Genomic DNA, 21,228 nt, shown 5'->3' on the forward strand with positions numbered 1-21,228 from the left:
TGGAGGGACCGACCTCAGGCCAGTGTCAGGCTGCGGCTGTGATGTTCGGCGGGGAGATGATCGCCGCTGCCGAACAGCTTCTGGCGCAGCGTTCCCGGCGCGTATTCACGCTGGAGCAGGCCGCGCTTCTGCAGCACCGGGACGACGTGATCGACCCACTCGTTCCACCAGTTGCCCAGGGTGCTGATCGGGACCACGTTGAAGCCGTCTACCCCGGCGTCGGCCCAGCGCTCCACCTCGTCGGCGATCTGTTCGGGCGTTCCGGCAAACCGGCCGGGGAGTGCCGATCGCTCCAGCAGATACTCGCGCCAGGTGGAAATCCCGGTTTTCGAGGCCTGATCCAGCACGTTGCGGAAGCCGGAACGGACGTGCTCGCTGACGGAAGCCTTTTCCGCCAGCTCGGTAAGCGGCGTATCCGGATCGATCGCGGACAGGTCGATGCCGATGCCGCCACTGAAGAAGGCCTGAAGCGCAGCGAGATCGGTATTCTCGCGAAGGTGCGCCTGCTTACGGCGGGCTTCCTCTTCCGTGGCGCCGATGACGGTGGAGAGCATGACGATCTTCTTGAGCGACTTGGGATCCCTCCCTTGCGCCCGGAGAAGATCGTCGAGGATGGCGATGTCCTTGCGTGCGGCCTCCGGCGTTCCCGAAGGCAGAAAAGTCACTTCTGCGTTGCGGACCGCGAAGTCGCGGCCGACGACCGAGTTGCCGGCCTGAAACAGTACCGGCGTTCGTTGCGGCGAAGGCTCGACGATGTGCGGGCCTTCGACGCGGTAGCGATCGCCCACGTGATTGATCCGGCGGATCTTGTCGGGATCGAAGAAGCGGTTGGTGGCCGGGTCGTGCAGAACGGCGCCGTCTTCCCACGAATGCTCCCACAGCTTGTAGAGCACATCGATGTATTCCTGCGCCCAGGCATAGCGATCATCGTGCGGCGTGATCGTATCGTAACCGTAGTTGCGAAAGCCGTTGGCCAGATAGGAGGTCACGATGTTCCAGGCGATGCGGCCATCTGTGAAGTGGTCGAGCGAGGACAACTGGCGGGCGAATGTGAAGGGATGGCTCTGGATGATGTTGCTGGTTACCGCGATGCCCAGATGCTCGGTGACATAGCCGAGCGCCGATACGATAGTGACGGGATCAGGCTCGGGAAACTGAGATCCTGCGCGAATGGTCGCTTTGCCATCGCCATATTCCAAATCGTAGACACCCACGACGTCGGCGATGAACAGCGTATCGAATTTGCCGCGTTCGAGCGTCTTCACGACATCGATGTAGGGCTGCAACTTGCTGTAGCCGTATTGGGCGCTGCCTTCTTCGGTGCGCCAGTACCCATGGCTATGGTGGTTTGGCGTCAGGTGCAGGAAGGCATTGTAGATCAGCTTGCGGGACATCGGGGGGCTCCTGTAACTGGTAGGGAAAGGAGACGTGCGGCTCCGGTTTGTGGAGCCGCAGGCCGTTACGTCGCGATCAGAGATGGATGGTGGCGCCAGCGAACACGCTGAAGCCGTCGCCGGGATAGAACACAGCGGAATCAACGCCCTTCAGATCGTAGGACGTGTAGGCCGCGGTCACCCATTTGCGGTTGGTGAGGTTGCGGAAGTCGAGGAAGGCGCTCCAGTTCTGGCCTTTCGGATCGTAGCCGACCTTCAGGCCCCAGATGCCGTAGGCAGGGGTCTTGAGCGTATTGGCGTAGTCCACGAAATAGCTGGAAGAGGCGCGGTAGTTCAGGTTCGTGTAGATGCCGATCGGGCTGTCGTACTGCAGGTCCGCCTGATAGACGGTACGGGGCACCGAGGGCAGCTTGTTGGCGCCGAAGGTCGGGTCGTTGCGATAGTGGAAATCGTTCACGGTGAACGCCTGGCGGAACGTCAGGCCATCGTCGCGTCCGAGCCCGAAGATCTTCGTTGTCAGGCCCGCTTCGATGCCCTGGTGGATCGTCGGGCTAGCGTTCGACCAGTTGACGACTTCAGCCGTCGTCGACGTCGCCGCCTGGACGACGACGGACAGGATCTCGTCCTTCACCCAACTGCGATAGAATGTCAGGCTCCCCTGAAAGCGCCCGCTGGAGCCCTTGACGCCGAACTCGACAGAATTCGCGCGCTGGGCACGCTGCGGTCCGACCATGCCGGTGTCGTTGTAGGGACTGCCGCCCTTCTCCTCGTAGTTCCACACCACGGGCGGATCGATGAGGCGGCTGAAATTGGCAAAGGCATCCAGCCCGTCCAGCAGATGCTGGCGCACGCCAAACCGTGGGGCGAAGAACGTCTTGTTGTAGACGATGTCATCCTGCAGATCCGGAGCGGGGACGGCGCGGTCGGTGATGCGGACGTTGCGGTGGATCGAGATTACCGAAAGCCCTGTTGACAGCCAAGTGCCGTCCAGCGCTTCAGTATCGTTGCCCAGTGCGAGCACGGTATCGCGCGAACCGCCGTACTTGGTTTCCTGATGGAAATCCCAGTCGCTGCGATCTCCGGTGTCTGCCGGAGCCGTGGTCGTGTAATAACGCGCATCGCCGCTGACCAGATGAACGTCGCTCAGCACCACGGTCGAATTGCTCGGACGACCGAACAGCTTGTCTTCGCGGGTATATCGCAGTGAATTGTTGATGTCGGTATAGCGCCACAGGCTGGGCTGGAGCGTGCCCTTGGCGACGAACAACGGGTAGTTGTTATACGCAACGCCATATTCGAGCTGCGACTTGTCGTCGAAGTCGTAAGTGGCCTTGATGCCGACCATCTTCGTGCCCTTGGCGCGACGCTCGCCCCAGTCATTCGGGTTTTGCGAGGGATCGTCCTTGATCTGGGCTTTGGTCAGCAGGCCGCCGTAATGCAGCTGCCCCTGATCCCAGCGGCCGATGATCCGCACCGAGAACTTGTCGCTGACCTGATAGCCTACATTCGCCACGGCATCGTTGCGCCAGGTTCTGGTATGATCCTGAAAACCCTTGCGGTCGGTTCGCGCCAAGGTGACGTAATAGTCGCCACGGCCACCGTCGAACGTCCCACCCTGGCTGATCTGCTCATTGAATGTACCGAAACTGCCGCCTTCGAAATGCGCCATGAAACCCGGTGCCGAAATGCCGGTATTGGTGACGAAATTGATGGCGCCGCCCAGCGCCGTTGCCGCGTAGCTGAAGGCATTCGCGCCATACAGCACTTCGGTACGCTGGTAGCCGGTGGTGTTGAGACGATCTTCGTGCAGGCCGGCAACGCCACTGATGGTAAGACCATCGACGAGGTACTTCAGGCCGATGCTGTTGCCGCCGTAGAACATGCCTGCGCCCGACCCACGGATCGAGATCTTGTTGGCAGTGCTGCCGCTGGTGGCGGAAGCCAGAATGCCGGGCTGGAAGGACAGTGTGTCTTCCAGCGTCGCAGCACGGCCTTGAGCGATCCGCTTCGCGTCGATCACGGCTGTGGTGCCGGGGATGACCTGCAATTTTTCGGCAGCGGCAGCGATCGGGTTTTTGGTACCGACCACGGTGATCTCGGTCCGTTCCTTGCCGTTTGGATCCGTATCGTCTTCCGCATGAGCGGCAGACGTCATCACCAGGAACAGCGCACTGCCCCCAAGCACATGCGCGCAGGCTTTGGTGATCGTGATTGCCGGGCGGCGCTCGCCACGCCCTGCTTCGTGCAGGCGGCTTCGGCCTAGGGGGGCGGATGCACCCAGGCGTGACAAATGGGCGCGCGTCGATGCGCGAAGTCTGAGAGACACGGAATTCCTCCAATGAAGCTGTTTTGTGCTGCACCCGGACGGGCGCCAGCCTTGGCCATGCATCTTCCGGAGCGGGACGCGATTTGCCCAAGGCATCGCTTCCGCTTGTGGCCGGAATTGGCTCCCTTCGAAGGGTCCCCAGAACTTGGCACCGGTTTCGTTATACCGATCGTTCTATATCAACTGAAATTGTAGACTTTAACGAGAAAGTTTTTTCGTTCCTGGGATTAGCTTTTGTTTAGTGCCTCTCACTTGATGGTCGCTACTCTCCAAGATAGATAGAACGATCAGTCTATTTGGCTCTCGGTTGACCCAGGCGATGCAAACGCGCATGGCTAGGGGCGCAATCCCTGATCGAGGGTATTTGGTTGTGAAACGACATGGATAGTTTGTTGCCCACTGCGGCTCCTTGGGAGCTGCGTCGTTCCAAAGGGTCGGTGGGAGGCAAAGCGCCCACGCCGCAAGTGGCGGTCCTAGAAGCAGCTATTCGTCTGTTTTGTCGGGACGGCATCGCGGCAACCGGGATCGACGCGATCGTGCATGAAGCGGGCGTGGCCCGGATGACAATCTACAATCATTTCGGCTCGAAAGAAGGATTGGTCATCGCTGCGCTCGAGCGGGAGAGCGCGGCATGGCGCGCCTGGTTCTTCTCCCGTCTGGCGGCGTTACAACTGCCGCCGCGTCAGCGCTTGCTGGCGGTGTTCGACATTCTTACCGAGTGGTTCGAGCGTGACGATTATTTCGGCTGTGCCTTGATGAATGCGGTGCTGGAAGTGCGCAATAGCAGCGAAGCGCTGATGGCCGTCACCATGGCCCACAAGCGCCCCTTGCGTGAGCAGCTTTGCGCCATCGCTGTCGCTGCAGAAATACCGGCCCCCGAAGCTTTTATCGATCGTTTCGATCTCATCATGAACGGTGCAATCGTCAACGCGCTTTTCGCAGGCAGTGCGGCGCCCGCTGGCGAGGCCAAACTGATTGCTGCGGCGCTTATCGAGGCCCAGTTCAAATCGGAATGATTCATGTTCGGACAGTACTTCAAGTGCTGTCTCCCGCGGCCCGCTCCACGCGATATTAGCAAGCTCGCAGTGAACTTTCGCATCGAGCGTACTTCCTGGTAGCCGGCCCTATTTCGGCAAGTCAGTTCGCTTGACTTCGACCGCGAAGGCATAGGTCGGACCGAACATGTTCGAGCGGAAAATCACGTACTTTCCATCGGGCGTGAAATTGACGTTCGGTTCCAGATGATAGTTCTGTTTTGACATGTTCACGAGACGCTCGGCGTGCAACACGCCCGGCTGGATCAAATCCTTGCCAAGCGTATGGTCGTCGGAAATCAGTTCGGGCCGGAAAAGATAAATCCATTTCGCCCCCGGTGCATCGCTGCCGTCACCCGCAAACAGGGTGCCATCGGCTGAGCGGTTGAAGTGGATCGACGCTTCCTGCGGCTGGTAATGATACCAGGTCCGCTCACCATTCTTCACGTTGTAGCCGGCGACATAGGAATCAAGACCGGCAGGAATATGCAGATCGTACCAGATGATATTGCCGCTGGTATCCCACCACTGGTGCCCGCTGCCCTGCATCTTCATGATGCGCGGGTCGATATGCTGCTGATGCGATCCGTCGGTGCGGATCGTCCAGAGCTTGTCCACCTGCTGCCAGGCACCCTGATGGGCATACATCAGCAATTTGGGGTCGGTGGGTGAGAACTGGAGGTGATCGATCCAGTCAGTGCTCTTGAAGACGGTCCTGATACGGCCGGAACGCAGATCGAGCGTGAAGATGACCATGGGCAGGCGCGCAGCGAGCCGCCTGGCCATCTTTTCTGCCTTGTTTGCCGGCTCCTCGTTGCCTGCAGTCTGCGCGACCTGTCCGGCCTGGCGCCCGTTATAGTCCTCCCCGTTGCCGACGATATAGCTGCCGACACCCAGCGTTTCGTCGGCGTTGATCGAGAAGATACCGGCACGCGGGGGCAGATCGGCGATCTTGCGCTGCTTGCCTGTGGGAATGTCGACCACCCACAGCGAGGCGGCCTTGGGGTCCGCTGCCGATCCCTTGAAGAAATAGACCCGGGGGTTGCGGCGTCCAACCAGAAGGGCGCCCGGACCACCGCCGACAGGGCCTGCGACCAACTGCCGTTCAACAAATGTCGTCAGGTCGATAAGGCCGATGCCCCTGTTCGGCGTGCTGTAGACCATCTGCTTGCCGTCGGGTGTATAGGCATTGATGTTGAAGTAGAGGCTGGAGGATCCGGGCTCATCGGTCAGTCTGATGATGCGATGGCCAGTATCCGGATCGATCCAGGTGCGTGGCGGCGTTGCATCGGGTGTCTGGCCAACGGCCGGCACACAGACCGTGGACAGCATCAGCATAGCGATGCCGGAAAGCGAGCGCAGACCAATCTCTCGAAAACGCATAAGTCTGTATCACCCCTGTTGGATAGGTCGGGCATCAGGAAAAGATCGTCGCAAACACCGCTTTACAGGAACGTCTCGATCCAGCGCGCCAGACTTTTCAGTGTTTGATGGCCGCGAGCTTTTCCAAAAAATAACAATCTATTTCCATCAGGATAGCGATGGCGTGGCGCAAGTCTTGAAAGATTTGCATGGCCCAAAAGAAGGTTCTGTTTGCAACTTATGTACTTGCTCGGAGGGGCCGGAGCATCCCAATCTGACCGAACATGCCCAGCCAAGCCGTAGCGCTGTGCGAAGGCCCAAGGCGACCTCATCCCAGCACAAGATGGTCGGCCAGAAAATCGACGAACACGCGGGTCTTGGGCGGTAGGTAACGGTTCGCCGGCCACAATACCCTGAAAGACCCCGCATCGCGCAGCATGTCATCGAGAAGCGGAACCAGCGTACCATCCGCGATTTGCCGGTTGACTGCAAAGGGCGGCAGGCACGCCACACCAAAGCCTTGCTCAGCGAGATAGAGGAGAGGTTCTATCGTGCTGACCACCGCCGTCTGTGGCAGATCGAGTTCCAGATCCATACCGTTCTGTACGAGTGGCCACCGCTCCAGCCTGCCGCTGTTCATGTAGCGGTGATGCAGGCAGGCATGATCCAACAGGTGTGCCGGAACAAGCGGCGTGCCGCACCGGGCCAGATAGTCAGGGGAAGCGACTATGCGGTGCCGGAAGACGCCCAGATGGCGGCTCATCAGGCGCGTATCGGCAATTTCGCCGGTACGGATCACCGCATCGAAACCCTCCTCGATCACCGCGACCATCCGGTCGGTGAAATCGATATCCATCCGGATCTGTGGCCATGCTTTCATGAATGCGGCGATCACGGGCATCAAAAGCATTCCCGCGATCGGCAGGCTTACCCGTAATACTCCAGAGGGCTTGTCGCTGGCCTGGAACAGCATCGCTTCGGCGGCGTCGACTTCATCGAAGATACGGCGGCAGTGATCGAGGAAAGTTGCGCCTTCCGCCGTCAAGGTCATGCTGCGGGTACTGCGATGGAACAGTCGGACGCCCAACCGCTCTTCCAGCCGCGCGACGGCCTTGCCCACAGCGGAAGCGGAAATGCCGAGGTCGCGACCTGCCGCGACAAAACTGCGTGTCTCAGCAGCACGCATAAAGGCGTTGAGAGCGCCTAGCCGGTCCATCATTGGAAGCCCTCCATTCCGGACACTAATGTCCTGACTATCCGGAACTGTAGCCGATTTTTCTGCAATTGCACTGCGGCTAGGGCTGACCAGCCGAAAACATCAGTGAATTGCGAGAACAGCCATCATGCAGCCTCAACGAACATCTCCCGCGCGCGAGGCAGATAAGGAACGGGACCGCCTGCCGTTCGCCAGCCTGCTGGCGCTGGCAGCCGCAGGCTTCCTCACCATTCTCACCGAGACACTCCCTGCTGGCCTGCTGCCGCAGATCAGTGACGGGCTGCACATCTCCCATGGGCTCGCCGGCCAATTGGTGACGATTTACGCGATCGGCTCGCTGGTTGCGGCAATCCCGCTGACAAGTGCCACCCAGGCCATGCGGCGGCGGCCCTTGCTGCTGGCGGCGATCACCGGCTTCGCCCTCGCCAATGTCATCACGGCCCTGTCATCCTCGTATGCGGTCGTGATGGTGGCGCGCCTGCTGGCCGGAATCTCCGCCGGACTGCTCTGGGCGCTGCTCGCAGGCTATGCATCCCGCATGGTTGCGCCCCATCTCGAAGGACGGGCGATCGCTGTCGCTATGGTCGGCACCCCGCTCGCGCTATCGATCGGCGTGCCGACTGGCACGTTTCTGGGCACTCTGGTGGGGTGGCGGATCAGCTTCGGCATCATGAGCGCGTTGACACTGGTGTTGATCGGCTGGACCTGCTGGAAGGTCCCGGACTTCCCGGGCGCGAACCGCGGCAAGAAAACATCCCTGAGGACGGTATGGACAACGCCCGGCATTCGGCCAATCCTGATGGTGACGTTCGCGTTCGTGCTCGCCCACAACATTCTCTATACCTACATCGCGCCCTTCCTGGCCCAGTCCGGCATGGTCGCGCAGACGGACCGGGTGCTGCTGGCATTCGGCGCTGCAGCCTTGCTGGGCATCTGGGTGATCGGTGCCTTGATTGATCACCGGCTACGGCTTTTGACTTTGGGCTCTATTATCCTGTTCGCTGTTGCAGTGCTGATCCTGGGCCTTGGCCGATCCGAGCCCATGGCCGTCTATGCCGGTGTCACGATCTGGGGTGGCGCCTTTGGCGGCGTTGCGACCCTATTTCAGACAGCATCGGCCAAGGCGGCGCGCGAGGGGGCCGATGTCGCGCAGTCGATGATCGTGACCGTATGGAACCTTGCGATAGCAGGCGGCGGCATCGCGGGCGGACTTATCCTTGGAGGCCTGGGCACGGCCTCCCTGGTGTGGAGCTTGCTCCCTCTTTTGGCAGCTGCCTTTTCGATTGCCCGCTTAACCGACGCATTCGGAGGGCCGAAATTGTTTAATGCCTAGAAAATGCTCGGCAATGGCCATGCCGATGGATGACGAAATCGAGGCTATAACCCAGCGATCAATCCCAAAACGACCCTGTGTGGACGGCTCTCCGTTGGCAAGTGCATATTGAGCTTTGCGTCGTTGGTTGGTGCGGCCATGTGTCCGACCTATTCGTGCGGCACATTAGACCGCTGGTCATAATGCCATCAGCGTGGCTCGGGTCCCTACCATTTGCACGCACTCGAGGTGCTGGGTCGAAATATGGGTTTTCCCGGTCCGGCGGTTTCAACCGACTTTGTGCATTAGCTCCTGTCCGCCCTTCCCAACAACGTGAGCGCCGAGCGCTATAGTTTATGCAACCTGCGGCTCGCGATACCGCTCGCCGTTCGTCATCATCGCCCAGATCATGCGAGCATTCTTATTGGCAAGCGCCACAGCGGCAACCTTAACCTTCTTCCGCGCAAGCAACTGCACGAGCCAGGGCCGCTTTGATTTATGGCGTTCAGCAAAGCGAATGACCGCGACGGCACCGACGATGAGCATTTGCCTTAAATAGCGATGCCCGGCCTTTGTGATGCCACCAAGGCGCTCCTTACCGCCGCTGGAGTTCTGTCGAGGCACGAGGCCGATCCACGCAGCCAAGTCACGGCCTGAACGAAAGAGTGAGGGATCTGGGACAGTCGCGACAATCGCACTCGCCAATAAAGGCCCGACGCCCGGGATTTCCATTAGTCGGCGACCAATCTCCGTTTCCCGCGCACTAGCCATGATCCGACGATCATTCTCGAGGATTTGCTCCTTCACAATGCGCAACTGAGCGGCCAACATTTCAAGGCAGGTCCGGACATCGGCGGGCAAACGAGCGTCATCCGCGTCAGCCACAATGTCCATGAGCTGCTCGATGCCATTTCTCCCAATCGGAGCGACAATGCCAAATTCTGCGATATGCGCTCGCAAGGCGTTTGATAGCTGCGTCCGCTGGCGGCTGAGAATTAAGCGAACACGATGCAACATCATCGCGCTTTGCTGCTCCGGCGACTTGATGCCGACAAACCGCATGGTTGGGCGCGTCACCGCTTCACAGATCGCTTCGACATCGGCGGCATCGTTCTTCCCGCGCTTCACGTACGGCTTCACATACTGCGCGGGCATGAGCTTCACATCATGCCCCAGTGCAATGAGCTGACGAGCCCAGAAGTGTGATGAGGCGCAGGCTTCGATCCCGATCAAGCAAGGCGGTAGCTTTGCGAAAAACTTTAGCATGCGCGCCCGCGTCAATCGCTGACGCAATACCGCCGCACCATCTGCATCCACTCCGTGAACCTGAAACACGTTCTTCGCCAGGTCCAAACCGATCGTCGTAACTGTCCCCATCATGGCTCTCCTTCCGACTCAATCCGCAGATCATCCTGCGGGAGGGGTGGAGAGCCGTCCACGTCATCAATTGCAGACTCTCAGCGCGCGATTTTCGGTCTCCAGCAGCAGACGTTCTGCTTTTCTGGCAGCGATCGATGAACCGTTGGCGAACTGCTGTCCGTTCTCGCTTGTAACGTCGACAGCCTTCCCCATGACGGGCGAGGCCGGAAGCATGATGTCGATGGCGAACGAGTTCAGCGCCATGAGCGCGGCGATCAGGCAATGAATTCCGAGCGAGCGATGGGCCGGCTGTCGGTTAGCGTGATGGTGTCCTCAGGCGATTGTCGATGTTTTGAGGGAAATGCACGGTCGATGCCGTGCCCGCGCGTAGCGGGTGGCAATCCACGGGCTAGATGACTCTGTCTCGGCCGGCGAGCGTGGCGAACAGTGCGACAAGCAGGCTGGCCACGATCAGCAGCACGAAGGGAGCGGTCCAGGTGCCGGTCGCATCGTGCAGCACCCCCATCAGCAGCGGGCCTGCCGCAGCACCGGCATAGCCGATGAACTGAGCCATGCCTGAAAGGGCGCCCGCCTGGTGATGGTCGCGTGTGCGCAAAGCGAACAATGACAGGCTGGTGACCATCGCGATCCCAGCCCCGAGCCCACCGGCAATGACCCATACGAGTGCGAGGCCCGGTACAAGCAGCAGACCACCGGTCGCCACCAGCAGGCTCAGGCCGCAGGCAAGGCCGAGCCACGTTTGATCAAGCAGGCGCCGGATCAGCGATGCGCTCCCCAGGTTCGTTGCGACCGCCACGACCTGATAGACCAGCAGGTAACCGCCCGCTGTGGCCGGGCTGACGCCGATGTCGGCGACATAGGAGGCAAGCCAGTCGACGATGGAATAGAAAACCAGCGAGTGAAAGGCGAAGAACATCGATACCTGCCAGGCCACCGGATGGCGCCAGATTGACCCCGTACCTCTCACCTGCGTTTTGCCTGGCCCGCGATCCACGCCCCCGTTTCGCATGGTGGGCAGCCAGATCAGCAACGTCAGCAGAGATAGTGCTGTCCAGATGCCAAGCGACCAGCGCCAGCCGGCGAAGGGCAACCGCGCGATTGGCACGGCAAGCCCCGCTGAAAGCCCTGCCATGCCCGCCATGGCTGCGGCGTAGAGACCGATCAGGCTTGAGGCGCGTTCCGGAAAGTCTCGCTTGACGAGGCCGGGCAGCAACACGTTGCCAAAAGCAATGCCACAGCTCAGGACAACCGTGCCGAGCCATACGCCCTCCGGAAGCCACATCGAGCGCACCAAGGTGCCCAGCACTATGGCTGCGATCGAGGCGCCCAACACGCGCTCGAGACCGAAGCGGCGGCCGAGTTGGGGCGCTATCAGCGAAAGCACCGCGAAAAGCAGCAAGGGCAGCGCGTTTAACAGCCCTGCGGCGCTACCATCGAGGCCAAGGTCTGCCTGGATATCGGGAAGTACCGGGCCAAGGCTGGTGATGGGCGCGCGCAAGTTGGCGCCGATCAGGACCACGCCGGTCGCGAGAATAAAACCCGGCAGGCGCCGGCTTGCGGGGGATGATGTGGGCATCTGTCAACTCTGCACGGCAACACGTACCCTTCCGTTGAAGGGGCGTGTGCAAGTGGTGCGTTGGTTGACGTTAACGCTTACGCGAGAAGCCTTGAGCGGCTGCTCGTCTGAGGGCGAACTAGGTGAAGCTCGAAGGAGGGTCAAGGTAGTCAGCCGTCTGCGTGCAGGAAATCCGAAAAGCTATCGGCCCAGCCCGGATGCCAGCGCGAGAGCGCGGGGCGGTTGTCGATCATGTCGTGCATGGCCCATTCGATCCGCTTGGCATCGATCTGCGGCGTGACCGCGTTATCAGGGCACAGGATGTAAAAGTCGCCGGCTGCGAGGCGGGGGAGAAAATAGGCGACGAGTTCATCGCTGGTCCAGGCCTCATCCGGCTTTGCAGTACCCTCGGGCTTGCTGGACTGGTTCATCGGTGTCCATGTGTAGCCGGTCACGAGAAGGTGGGCGGAAAGGCGCCCATTGCTTACCACGCGAAGTTCGTGGGCGAGTTGCTCGGTCAGCACCTTCACACCTGCTTTGGCAACCGAATAGGCCGCGTTCCCCGGCGGTGTGGTGATGCCTTCCTTCGAGCCGAGGTTTACGATGCACCCAGCCCCTTCCTGCGCAAGCATGCGCGGGACGAAGAGGGACTGGGCCATGACCATCGACAGCAGGTTTACCTCGATCTGGTGGCGCCATGCCGAAATCTCCGACCAAGGCCCGGCGCCCGCGCTGACCCCCGCATTGTTCATCAGCAGCGCAACCTCGCCGAAGGTTTCATAGGCGGTGTCGGCCAAGTTCGTGAGGTCGCTTTCGCAGGTCACATCACCCGATTTGACGACCACCCGCGTGCGCGCCTCAAGTGCAGCGGCAACGGCGTGAAGCGCATCATGATCGCGGTCGAACAGGCACAGGTTCATGCCAATGTCGGCAAGGTGTCGGGCGGTGGCTTCGCCGATCCCCTTTGCCGCTCCCGTAATGACGGCGGTGCGGTTTGGTGTGAGGATGCTTCGGGGCAAGGTCATTCCATTTGCTCCTTTGAACTGGATCGCAGGGCAAGCACTGCGGAAAGGCCCATCATCACGAGGCCGCCAAGGGCGAGAGCCGCTCCGACCAGCCCGGTTGAGGCCCAGCCCAGGCCCGCAGAGATGGCAAGGCCGCCCGTCCAGGCACCGATCGCATTGGACAGGTTGAAGGCGGAATGGTTCATCGCGGCGGCAAGCGATTGGGCCTTGGGTGCAACTTCCATCAATCGCGATTGCAATGCGGGAACGAGTGCGAACCCGATCCCGATAAGAAACAGCGAAGCCCCGCTCATCACCGGGCTGGAGGCCGCGAACCAGAAGACCGCAAGAGAGACGGCATTCCAGAGCATGATTGCGAAGATCGCCGGGATCAGCGCACGGTCCGCCATCCAGCCGCCTGCAACGTTGCCAAGGCACATGCCCAAACCCCAAAGCGCAAGAAACAGCGGCACACTATCTTCTGCGATGCCGGTCGTTTCGGTAAGCGTGGGCGTGATATAGCTGTAGACCGCGAACATGCCGCCGAAACCGATGGTGGCCGTCGCCAGCGTCAGCCAGACTTGGGTGCTCGTGAAAGCCGAGAGTTCGCCCAGCGGGCTGGCGCCATTCTGCGCAGGAACACGGGGAAGCCCCACGTAGAGGAAACCCGCAAGGGCTAGCCCGCCAAGCGCAACCAGAGCAAAAGTGCCTTGCCAGCCAAAAGCCTGCCCGAGCCAGGTGGTCAGTGGTACGCCGATCAGGTTCGCAGCCGCCAGTCCCAGCATGACCCGTCCAATGGCTTGAGCGCGCTGCTCACTGGGAACGAGCGCGGCTGCAACGATCGAGGCTGTGCCATAATAGGCGCCATGAGGCAGGCCCGCGACGAAGCGCGCTGTGGCCAGTCCCCAGAAGGTCGAGGCGACCGCACTGAGGGCATTGCCGGCGACGACAATGACCGCCAGCAGCATCAGCAATTTGCGCCTTTCCATCCGGGCCGTCACGACGGCAAGGGCCGGCGATCCGATGACGACGCCCAGCGCATAGGCGCTGATGAAGTGGCCGGCCTCGGGGATGGAGACCTGCGCAGTCTTGGCCATGCCCGGAAGCAGGCCCATTGCGGCGAATTCACCGGTGCCGATGAACAGGCCGCCGAAGCCAAGCGCGATCTGGGCAAAGGCTAGCCCGTGGGGCGGGAATGGTCTGGACATTTGGCTCATGGATTTTCGCGATAGGAGGTTCGCCCCGCTACGGCGGCTCTTTCTGGTTGGCGCCTTCTTGGCTTGGATTGACCCTCTGTAACGGGCTGGAAAGTCCAGGGATGCCCTGATAGAGTTCAACGCAACGTTCTATTTTTCTCATGATTGGGCGTGCTCGGCGTCCATCGAACCTGCTCGGGGATTTGCACTGATAAACCTCTCCCGATCCGATCTGGGCGATCTCAAGGTCTTTATGGAACTTGCGCGTCATGGAGGCTTTCGCAAGGCAGCGCTGGAGATGGACGTGTCGGCCTCCGCCCTCAGCCATTCCTTGCGTGCCCTGGAAACCCGACTCGGCGTTCGCCTGATCAACCGCAACGCCCGCAGCGTGACATTGACGCAGGCTGGCGAGGAGCTTCTTGTTCAACTCGAAACCGGCTTCGGAGCCATTGGGGCGGGTGTCGAGGCGCTTAATCGCTACCGCGCAAGCCCTGCCGGTCGCCTGCGGATCAATGTCCTGAGCGATGCGGCAAGGTTGCTGCTTGGGCCGGTGATCGCGCGCTACACCGCAGAGCATCCCGATGTGGACCTCGAAATCGTAGTACAGGACGCCATGGTCGATATCGTTGGCGAGGGATTTGACGCCGGCATTCGCTTCGGCGATCGCGTACCTGAAGACATGATCGCCATGCCACTCGGTGCCCCGTTACTGTGGATCATGGTTGCCTCGCCAGCCTATCTTGAAGCCGCAGGGGAACCGGAAAACCCGGACGATCTGGCAAGGCACCGCTGCATCGGCATGCGTACTGGAACCGGCGCCATGTACCACTGGGAGCTCGGCACCGGAAAAACGGCCTGCACGCCCAAACTCGCCTGGTCCGTGATCGTCGATGAAAGCGCACTGGCCATCGACATCGCCCTGAGTCATGGCGGCGTTGCATATTGCCTGCGCGAACGGGTCGTGGAACTGATCGAAGCGGGGCAACTGCGCGAAGTCCTGCCGCACTGGTCATCGCCAGGCGAAGCGTTCCACATCTATTATCCGAGCCGACGCCAGCAACCCGAAGCTCTGCACAAGTTCATTGCGATGGCACGAGAAAATGCCCGCGCTAAAGCTTTGCAACTAGATAATTGAACAGGTTCTCGTGCTTCAACGAAGACACCTTGGCCTGGCCTGAACCATTCTGGACCCGCAGAATTAAGTTTCTGATCGCCAAGTGCTGACGGTCTGCTTTTCCAACCGCTTTAAACTAACGTACGCTATATTCAGCTATGAAATGGCGCCAGCTTTCCGTGGCGATGCGAATATTCGTGATCAGCCGCGATAGCGCAAAGTCTCCACGAACAGCGCGAAAGCCGGCGATGCGTGGCGACGGCTGGGATAATAGAGGTGATAGCCGGGAAAGGGTTCGCACCAGTCTTCCATCACCCGGATCAGCTCTCCACGCTCGATGTAGGGCATCACCTGATCCTCCGGGAGATAGGCCAGTCCCAGCCCGTCGAGTGCCGAGTTCAGTCGCAGGCTGATGTTGTTGAAGACCAGCTGCCCCTCGATCCGGACATTGACCTCATGGCCGTCCTTGTCGAGATCCCAGGGGAAGATGCCGCCATAGGTCGGCAGGCGAATGCCGATACAGTTATGCGCGGTCAGATCCTGCGGCGAACGCGGCGCGGGATAGCGACTGAAATAATCGGGCGAACCGACGACAGCCATGCGCAGATCCGGCCCGATGCGCACTGCTATCATGTCCTTGGCCACCTGGTCGCCCAAGCGCACCCCGGCATCGAAGCCTCCGGCGACGATATCCGTCAGGCCGTAATCGACGACGATCTCGACGCTGATATCGGGATTGTCGGGCAACAGTTTGCGCAGAGCCGGCTGCAGTACGGATACGGCGGGATGCTCGCCCGCATTGATGCGGATCTTGCCCGAAGGCTTGTCGCGCAGTTGGCTCAGCGAGGCCAGTTCCTGTGCGATCTCCTCAAAGCGCGGCGCCACAGTGTCGAACAAGCGGTGCCCCGCCTCGGTTGGCGAGACGCTGCGGGTCGTTCGGGTCAGCAGGCGCAGGCCGAGGCGTTCCTCGAGCCCCCTAATTGTCTGACTGAGCGCTGACTGCGAAACACCCAACTGAGCCGCCGCGCGAGTGAAGCTCCTCTCACGAGCCACCATTACGAAGGCCGCCAGCTCGTTGTAGTTCTCGCCTGCCATTGATTAGACCACCTTATAGCGACATGCTGATTATGGCGTCTAATCGCATTCCGGCGCGCGGGCTACATTCAATCCGACAATTCCCTGTGCAGCCTGTGCCCGATTGCCGGACAGCCTGATGAGAGCTTCGGACCCACCTCGCGATGACCCAGCGTCTTCAACCTATCGGCGAACCGCACAAGAGCGCCATTCTGGCGATCATCCTTGTGAGCTACGTGATGATCGTCCTCGACATTTCGGTCGTGCTGACAGGGCTTCCGAAGATCGATAAGCAGCTCGGCTTCAGCGAGGCCAACCTTGCCTGGGTCCAAAGCGCCTACACGCTAACGTTCGGGGGCTTCATGCTGTTGGGCGCGCGTGCCGGAGACATTCTCGGGCGTCGGCGGATGTTCGTGACGGGCCTTGCTATATTCACACTGGCTTCGCTCGCGATCGGAGCGTCGCCTTCGGCCACATGGATGCTGTCTTGGCGGGCGATCCAGGGCTTTGGCGCGGCCGTGCTGGCGCCATCGACGCTGGCCTTGCTGCAGACCAATTTCGCCGAAGGACATGAACGCACCCGCGCGGTTTCCTACTATGCAGCTGCGGCCGGTGCGTCAGCCACGGTCGGGCTGGTCCTCGGCGGTGTGCTCGCTGAATGGGTGTCCTGGCGTGCAGGGTTCTACGTCAACCTGCCGGTCGGCATCGGCCTGGTCATAGCTTCCTATCGCTATATCCAAGAGACCCCAAAGCACACGGGCCGCTTCGATCTGCTCGGAGCTCTCACTTCCACGCTAGGCATCGGCGGCTTGGTCTTCGGCTTCATCCGGTCTGCGCAAAGCGGATGGAGTGATCCGATCACGATCGTGTCGATTGCCTCAGCGGTCGTGCTCATCGCCGTATTCGTCATGATCGAGCGGCGCGCTGCCCAACCGATCCTGCCGCTGAATCTGTTTTCCAGCCGGGTGCGTTCGGGCGCCTATGCGGCCCGGATACTCTATCTCGCCGCCATGGTCGGGTTCTTCTTCTTCACGACCCTCTACCTGCAGGATGTAAAGGGCTACGGCCCGGCAAAAAGCGGTCTCGCGTTCATCCCGGCGACCATCCTCCATGTACCATTCGCCATCGCATTCCCTCGACTGGTCAAGACGTTCAGTGCCAACCGCCTGATGGTTGCGGGTATCGTCATTGGTATCGCGGGCATGGCGTGGCTGAGCTTTGCCAACGCCGGTTCGCCCTACATGACTGCCGTCGCGCTGCCGATGCTTCTGATCGGCGTGAGCCAGGGCCTGACGCTCAGCCCGCTGACGTCCGCTGGTGTTGCGGGAGTGGCCCACGCTCATGCCGGGGATGCTTCGGGAGCCGTCAACGTCGCGCACCAGATCGGCAGTTCGGTTGGCCTCAGCGTCCTCGTCGCGGTCGCGGGCATCGCAAGCTCTGGGCTTCAGGGACAGGCTTGCACCGTCAGGCGCATCGGCGCCGCGTTCGACACCGGCACGGTAATGCTGGTTCTCGCCTTGCTGGTGGTGCTCACCACGATCGTCGCCGCAGACAAAGTTTCGCAAACCAGACCCTTGGGCGCCACCGGCGCTGCTTGAACAAAGGACAGTCCCATGAACACACGCGAGCTCGGCCGTACTGGCCTCGAAGTTTCGGAAATCGGTTTCGGCTGCATGGGCCTCAGCTTCGGATATGGCCCTCCGATGGAGCGCAGCGCAGCAGTAACGCTGATCCGCGATGCCCATGAGCGAGGTGTGACATTCTTCGACACGGCAGAGGCCTATGGCCCCGGTCTGAATGAAGAAGTAGTGGGCGAAGCACTCGAACCCATCCGCGACGAGGTCGTGATCGCCACAAAGTTCGGCTTCGTGAACGGCGTTCCGGCGCAGGGTCTCGACAGCCGCCCGGAGCGCATCCGCCAGGTTGCCGACGAAGCGCTGACCCGCCTGCGCACCGACAGCATCGATCTGTTCTACCAGCACCGGGTGGACCCCAACGTGCCAATCGAGGATGTGGCAGGCACCGTCAAAGACCTGATCGCAGCGGGCAAGGTCAAGCATTTCGGCATGTCCGAGGCTGGGATCGATACGATCCGCCGTGCCCATGCCGTGCAGCCGGTGGCAGCGCTGCAGAGCGAATACTCGATGTTCTGGCGCGAGCCGGAAAACGCCCTTCTGCCGGTGCTCGATGAACTCGGTATCGGCTTCGTCCCGTTCGCCCCGCTGGGCAAAGGTTTCCTGACGGGCAAGATGAGCGCCGATACGGTGTTCGCCAAGGATGACTTCCGCAGCACGGTTCCGCGCTTCCAGACCGATGCTCTTGAGGCCAACCAGGCTCTCGTCGAACTGGTCACGAGCCTCGCGGCCGAGAAGAACGCAACTCCCGCGCAGGTAGCTCTGGCTTGGTTGCTGGCCCAGCACCCATCGATCGTGCCGATCCCCGGCACAACCAAGCTGCACCGTCTTGAAGAAAACCTCGGCGCTGTGGCGGTCGAACTGAGCGAGCCGGACCTGACCCGCATTCGCGACGCACTGACCGCCATCGAACTGGTGGGCGAGCGCTATTCCGCCGCCAACCAGAGCCTCGTCAACCGCTGATCTAAATCGAAGGATCTCCCATGTCCCAGTCCGTTCCCAACGTCACGCTGAACAACGGCGTGGAAATGCCCAGCCTCGGCTTTGGCGTCTTCCAGGTTCCCGACTCGGCCGAATGCGAGCGCAGCGTGCGTGACGCGATCGATGTCGGCTACCGCCTGCTCGATACCGCGACCTCTTACGGAAACGAGGAAGCCGTCGGCCACGCGATTCGCAACCACGGCATCGACCGCAGCGAACTGTTTGTCACCACCAAGCTGTGGATCGAGGACGCCAGCTACGAAGGCGCGAAGGCGGCCTTCGAGCGATCGCTCAACAAGCTGCAACTGGATTATCTCGACCTCTGGCTGATCCATCAGCCCTATGGCGACGTCTACGGCGCATGGCGAGCCATGCAGGAGCTGCACCGCGAAGGCCGCATCCGGGCCATCGGCGTGAGCAACTTCTATCCCGACCGTCTGCTCGATTTCGTACTGCACAACGAGATCACGCCTGCCGTAAACCAGATCGAGATCCACCCGTTCCACCAACAGGATGATGCCCAGGCGCTGCTCGAGGAATACAAGGTTCAGGCGGAGGCCTGGGGGCCTTTTGCCGAAGGCAAGAACGGGCTCTTCAGCAACGAACTGCTCGCCTCCATCGGGGCCAAGCACGGCAAGAGCATCGCCCAGGTCGTCCTGCGCTGGCTGAACCAGCGTGGTATCGTCGCGATCCCCAAGTCGGTGCGCAAGGAGCGCATGGCCGAGAACTTCGCGATCTTCGACTTTGCCCTCGACGACGAGGACATCGCCGCGATCGCCACCCTCGACCAGAAGGCCAGCAGTTTCTTCGACCATCGCGATCCGGCGATGGTGAAATGGCTCGGCACTCGCAAGCTGTAATCGAAAGGCGAAACCATGTCAGATCAAGCAGTATCAGGGCAGGTCAGCCGGCGTGGGCTGCTTGGCATGGCCGGAACCGGGATGGCCATCGCCGCGCTGGGCACAAGTGCAAGTGGGGTCGCGAATGCAGCGGCGCCGTGGGCAGGCGACGCGAAGCAGCCCCCTACCCGCCGCAAACTGGGAACGCTGGAAGTGTCGGCGGTCGGCCTCGGTGTCCAGAATATGCACCGGACCTATCAGACGACCATTCCAGACCGCGCGGAGATGATCCGCATCATACGCGCGGCTTATGAGCGCGGCGTCACCCTGTTCGATACGGCGGAGGCTTACGGCCCGTTCGAGGACGAACGCATCCTGGGCGAAGCCGTGCAGCCCTTCCGCAAGGATGTGGTGATCACCTCCAAATTCGGGTGGAACATCGACCCCGACGGCAAGCGCATCACGGTCGCCCCGCTCAACAGCCGCCCCGATCACATCAAGCGGGCAGTGGAAGGGTCACTCAAGCGGCTACGCACCGACTACCTCGATCTCGTCTATCAGCACCGCGTGGATCCTGCGGTGCCGATCGAGGACGTTGCCGGTGCGGTGGGCGATCTCATGCGGGAGGGTAAGGTCCGGCATTGGGGGCTTTGCGAAATGGGGCTCGGCACGTTGCGTCGCGCCCACGCTACGCTGCCGGTGAGCGCTGTTCAGAACGAATATTCGATGCTGTGGCGCGGCGCTGAGGCCGAGGTGCTGCCGCTATGCGAACAACTCGGTATCGGCTTCGTATGCTGGAGCCCGCTCGGGGTAGGCTTCCTGAATGGCGCGATCGATGCGCAGACCCGGTTCGCCCAGGGCGATATCAGGGGTGGCGAAGGGCGGTTCGCCCCTGAGAATCTGCCGCATAATCTCGCTCTGGTCGAACTGGTGAAGCGGTGGGCGGTCCGAAAAAATGCGGCGCCCGGCCAGATAGCGCTTGCCTGGCTCCTCGCGCAGCGCCCGTGGATCGTGCCGATCCCGGGCACGACCCAGATGGCGCACCTGACCGAGAACAGCGCCGCAGCTCAGGTGCGCTTCTCGCCGGAGGAGATCGTAGAGTTGAACGCGGCAGTGCGGGCCATCGAGGTGCAGGGCGCTCGGCTCCCCCCGCCGGTCCTGTCCTTCTCTGGCGTCGAGGCGCCAAGCCGAGGGTCGTAGCCATCAAGGAGGCTCGAACCGATCGGTCCGTTCGAACGTCGAGCATTCAAAAGGAGAGTTACATGCGAAAGCTGGCTATCGGTCTCACATTGTCGATGCTGCCTATGCAGCCCTTGCTGGCGCAACAAACGCCGGCGCCCCCGACGGAGACGATCAAGACCGCCGCCTCCCACACGCCGACCGAGCAGCAAATCATCGACCTGTCGAACAGCAAGTGGGACTGGATGGCGGACAAGAACGTCAACGCCTTGGCGACACTTTTCGATGATCGGGCCATGTTCACACATATGGGCGGAACCTGGGGCAAGACCCAGGAACTCGCGACGATCAAAAGCGGCGGCATCTGGTACAAGAAGGCGTCGATCCACGCGATCGACGTGCGTGTGTTCGGCGATACCGCGATCGTCCTTGAGGATATGGACCTTGAGGCCGTAGTCGGTGCCCGCACCGTTACTAACGCCTTCATGGTGACCGAGGTCTACACCAAGAAGTCTGACGAATGGCGCCTGGCCCAGCTCACATTCTCGCATCTGCTCCGGCCGGTGAAGACAGAATCCGGTCGCAATGAGCATTGAAGAACGCAGTCGTTTACAGACCACCAACACTG

The 21,228-nt window shown here is 61.1% G+C and carries 18 protein-coding genes; 8 read left to right on the plus strand and 10 right to left on the minus strand.

Features of this window, described 5'->3' with window-relative positions; translation table 11 throughout:
* Window positions 1-14: 14 nt before the first annotated feature.
* Together AC3EC3_RS17905 and AC3EC3_RS17910 are read right to left on the minus strand one after the other, a co-directional pair.
* Window positions 15-1,394: an NtaA/DmoA family FMN-dependent monooxygenase gene (locus AC3EC3_RS17905; protein WP_488490956.1), complete on the minus strand. Its 1,380-nt coding sequence runs from the start codon at window positions 1,392-1,394 to the stop codon at window positions 15-17.
* Between the two features lie 76 nt (window positions 1,395-1,470).
* The gene (locus tag AC3EC3_RS17910) at window positions 1,471-3,549 is read right to left on the minus strand and encodes a TonB-dependent receptor family protein (RefSeq protein WP_488490981.1); all 2,079 of its coding nucleotides are present in this window, start codon (window positions 3,547-3,549) and stop codon (window positions 1,471-1,473) included.
* Between the two features lie 551 nt (window positions 3,550-4,100).
* On the opposite strand from AC3EC3_RS17910, the gene AC3EC3_RS17915 reads away from it, so the two are divergent.
* Entirely contained in the window at window positions 4,101-4,736 is a 636-nt protein-coding gene (locus AC3EC3_RS17915) for a TetR/AcrR family transcriptional regulator (RefSeq protein ID WP_488490957.1), read from the plus strand.
* A gap of 108 nt (window positions 4,737-4,844) precedes the next feature.
* Here the strand turns inward: AC3EC3_RS17915 and AC3EC3_RS17920 are convergent, their stop codons facing one another.
* On the minus strand, window positions 4,845-6,137 hold the full coding sequence (locus AC3EC3_RS17920) for an oligogalacturonate lyase family protein (protein WP_488490958.1): 1,293 nt from the start codon (window positions 6,135-6,137) through the stop codon (window positions 4,845-4,847).
* Between the two features lie 307 nt (window positions 6,138-6,444).
* Window positions 6,445-7,335 (minus strand): LysR family transcriptional regulator, encoded by an 891-nt coding sequence (locus tag AC3EC3_RS17925; protein WP_488490959.1) that lies wholly within the window; start codon window positions 7,333-7,335, stop codon window positions 6,445-6,447.
* Window positions 7,336-7,459: 124 nt separating this feature from the next.
* Between AC3EC3_RS17925 and AC3EC3_RS17930 the strand changes: the two genes are divergently transcribed.
* Window positions 7,460-8,665 (plus strand): MFS transporter, encoded by a 1,206-nt coding sequence (locus tag AC3EC3_RS17930; protein ID WP_488490960.1) that lies wholly within the window; start codon window positions 7,460-7,462, stop codon window positions 8,663-8,665.
* A 333-nt stretch (window positions 8,666-8,998) separates the two neighbouring features.
* Here the strand turns inward: AC3EC3_RS17930 and AC3EC3_RS17935 are convergent, their stop codons facing one another.
* From AC3EC3_RS17935 to AC3EC3_RS17955, 5 genes are all read right to left on the minus strand, one after another.
* On the minus strand, window positions 8,999-10,021 hold the full coding sequence (locus AC3EC3_RS17935) for an IS110 family RNA-guided transposase (protein ID WP_488490982.1): 1,023 nt from the start codon (window positions 10,019-10,021) through the stop codon (window positions 8,999-9,001).
* A 66-nt stretch (window positions 10,022-10,087) separates the two neighbouring features.
* Window positions 10,088-10,267 (minus strand): hypothetical protein, encoded by a 180-nt coding sequence (locus AC3EC3_RS17940; protein ID WP_488490961.1) that lies wholly within the window; start codon window positions 10,265-10,267, stop codon window positions 10,088-10,090.
* 145 nt (window positions 10,268-10,412) lie between these two features.
* Window positions 10,413-11,600 carry an MFS transporter gene (locus AC3EC3_RS17945; RefSeq protein ID WP_488490962.1) on the minus strand — a complete coding sequence of 396 codons (1,188 nt, stop codon included), beginning with the start codon at window positions 11,598-11,600 and terminating at the stop codon, window positions 10,413-10,415.
* 149 nt (window positions 11,601-11,749) lie between these two features.
* Window positions 11,750-12,604 carry an SDR family NAD(P)-dependent oxidoreductase gene (locus tag AC3EC3_RS17950; RefSeq protein WP_488490963.1) on the minus strand — a complete coding sequence of 285 codons (855 nt, stop codon included), beginning with the start codon at window positions 12,602-12,604 and terminating at the stop codon, window positions 11,750-11,752.
* Window positions 12,601-13,791 (minus strand): MFS transporter, encoded by a 1,191-nt coding sequence (locus AC3EC3_RS17955; RefSeq protein ID WP_488490964.1) that lies wholly within the window; start codon window positions 13,789-13,791, stop codon window positions 12,601-12,603. Before AC3EC3_RS17955 ends, AC3EC3_RS17950 begins: the two co-directional genes overlap by 4 nt.
* A gap of 220 nt (window positions 13,792-14,011) precedes the next feature.
* Here AC3EC3_RS17955 and AC3EC3_RS17960 point away from each other — a divergent pair, with 220 nt between their 5' ends.
* Window positions 14,012-14,914, plus strand: a complete 903-nt coding sequence (locus tag AC3EC3_RS17960) for a LysR family transcriptional regulator (protein ID WP_488490983.1) — start codon at window positions 14,012-14,014, stop codon at window positions 14,912-14,914.
* 180 nt (window positions 14,915-15,094) lie between these two features.
* Here the strand turns inward: AC3EC3_RS17960 and AC3EC3_RS17965 are convergent, their stop codons facing one another.
* On the minus strand, window positions 15,095-15,988 hold the full coding sequence (locus AC3EC3_RS17965) for a LysR family transcriptional regulator (protein WP_488490965.1): 894 nt from the start codon (window positions 15,986-15,988) through the stop codon (window positions 15,095-15,097).
* Window positions 15,989-16,131: 143 nt separating this feature from the next.
* Here AC3EC3_RS17965 and AC3EC3_RS17970 point away from each other — a divergent pair, with 143 nt between their 5' ends.
* The 5 genes from AC3EC3_RS17970 (at window position 16,132) to AC3EC3_RS17990 (ending at window position 21,196) form a co-directional block, all read left to right on the plus strand.
* Window positions 16,132-17,565: an MFS transporter gene (locus AC3EC3_RS17970; RefSeq protein WP_488490966.1), complete on the plus strand. Its 1,434-nt coding sequence runs from the start codon at window positions 16,132-16,134 to the stop codon at window positions 17,563-17,565.
* A gap of 15 nt (window positions 17,566-17,580) precedes the next feature.
* A complete protein-coding gene (locus AC3EC3_RS17975) occupies window positions 17,581-18,564 on the plus strand; it encodes an aldo/keto reductase (protein WP_488490967.1) in 984 nt (327 codons plus the stop codon).
* A gap of 20 nt (window positions 18,565-18,584) precedes the next feature.
* On the plus strand, window positions 18,585-19,442 hold the full coding sequence (locus AC3EC3_RS17980) for an aldo/keto reductase (RefSeq protein WP_488490968.1): 858 nt from the start codon (window positions 18,585-18,587) through the stop codon (window positions 19,440-19,442).
* 81 nt (window positions 19,443-19,523) lie between these two features.
* Entirely contained in the window at window positions 19,524-20,621 is a 1,098-nt protein-coding gene (locus AC3EC3_RS17985; protein WP_488490969.1) for an aldo/keto reductase, read from the plus strand.
* Between the two features lie 62 nt (window positions 20,622-20,683).
* Window positions 20,684-21,196: a nuclear transport factor 2 family protein gene (locus AC3EC3_RS17990; protein WP_488490970.1), complete on the plus strand. Its 513-nt coding sequence runs from the start codon at window positions 20,684-20,686 to the stop codon at window positions 21,194-21,196.
* Window positions 21,197-21,228 lie beyond the last annotated feature (32 nt).

The organism is Novosphingobium sp. BAM6, from assembly GCF_057784955.1.

Bases quoted from the DNA above. Each gene is read 5' to 3' on its own strand.
- AC3EC3_RS17905 (WP_488490956.1), bottom strand. From the start codon at position 1,394: ATGTCCCGCAAGCTGATCTACAATGCCTTCCTGCACCTGACGCCAAAC.
- AC3EC3_RS17910 (WP_488490981.1), bottom strand. From the start codon at position 3,549: ATGACGTCTGCCGCTCATGCGGAAGACGATACGGATCCAAACGGCAAG.
- AC3EC3_RS17915 (WP_488490957.1), top strand. From the start codon at position 4,101: ATGGATAGTTTGTTGCCCACTGCGGCTCCTTGGGAGCTGCGTCGTTCC.
- AC3EC3_RS17920 (WP_488490958.1), bottom strand. From the start codon at position 6,137: ATGCGTTTTCGAGAGATTGGTCTGCGCTCGCTTTCCGGCATCGCTATG.
- AC3EC3_RS17925 (WP_488490959.1), bottom strand. From the start codon at position 7,335: ATGATGGACCGGCTAGGCGCTCTCAACGCCTTTATGCGTGCTGCTGAG.
- AC3EC3_RS17930 (WP_488490960.1), top strand. From the start codon at position 7,460: ATGCAGCCTCAACGAACATCTCCCGCGCGCGAGGCAGATAAGGAACGG.
- AC3EC3_RS17935 (WP_488490982.1), bottom strand. From the start codon at position 10,021: ATGGGGACAGTTACGACGATCGGTTTGGACCTGGCGAAGAACGTGTTT.
- AC3EC3_RS17940 (WP_488490961.1), bottom strand. From the start codon at position 10,267: ATGGCGCTGAACTCGTTCGCCATCGACATCATGCTTCCGGCCTCGCCC.
- AC3EC3_RS17945 (WP_488490962.1), bottom strand. From the start codon at position 11,600: ATGCCCACATCATCCCCCGCAAGCCGGCGCCTGCCGGGTTTTATTCTC.
- AC3EC3_RS17950 (WP_488490963.1), bottom strand. From the start codon at position 12,604: ATGACCTTGCCCCGAAGCATCCTCACACCAAACCGCACCGCCGTCATT.
- AC3EC3_RS17955 (WP_488490964.1), bottom strand. From the start codon at position 13,791: ATGTCCAGACCATTCCCGCCCCACGGGCTAGCCTTTGCCCAGATCGCG.
- AC3EC3_RS17965 (WP_488490965.1), bottom strand. From the start codon at position 15,988: ATGGCAGGCGAGAACTACAACGAGCTGGCGGCCTTCGTAATGGTGGCT.
- AC3EC3_RS17970 (WP_488490966.1), top strand. From the start codon at position 16,132: ATGACCCAGCGTCTTCAACCTATCGGCGAACCGCACAAGAGCGCCATT.
- AC3EC3_RS17975 (WP_488490967.1), top strand. From the start codon at position 17,581: ATGAACACACGCGAGCTCGGCCGTACTGGCCTCGAAGTTTCGGAAATC.
- AC3EC3_RS17980 (WP_488490968.1), top strand. From the start codon at position 18,585: ATGTCCCAGTCCGTTCCCAACGTCACGCTGAACAACGGCGTGGAAATG.
- AC3EC3_RS17985 (WP_488490969.1), top strand. From the start codon at position 19,524: ATGGCCATCGCCGCGCTGGGCACAAGTGCAAGTGGGGTCGCGAATGCA.
- AC3EC3_RS17990 (WP_488490970.1), top strand. From the start codon at position 20,684: ATGCGAAAGCTGGCTATCGGTCTCACATTGTCGATGCTGCCTATGCAG.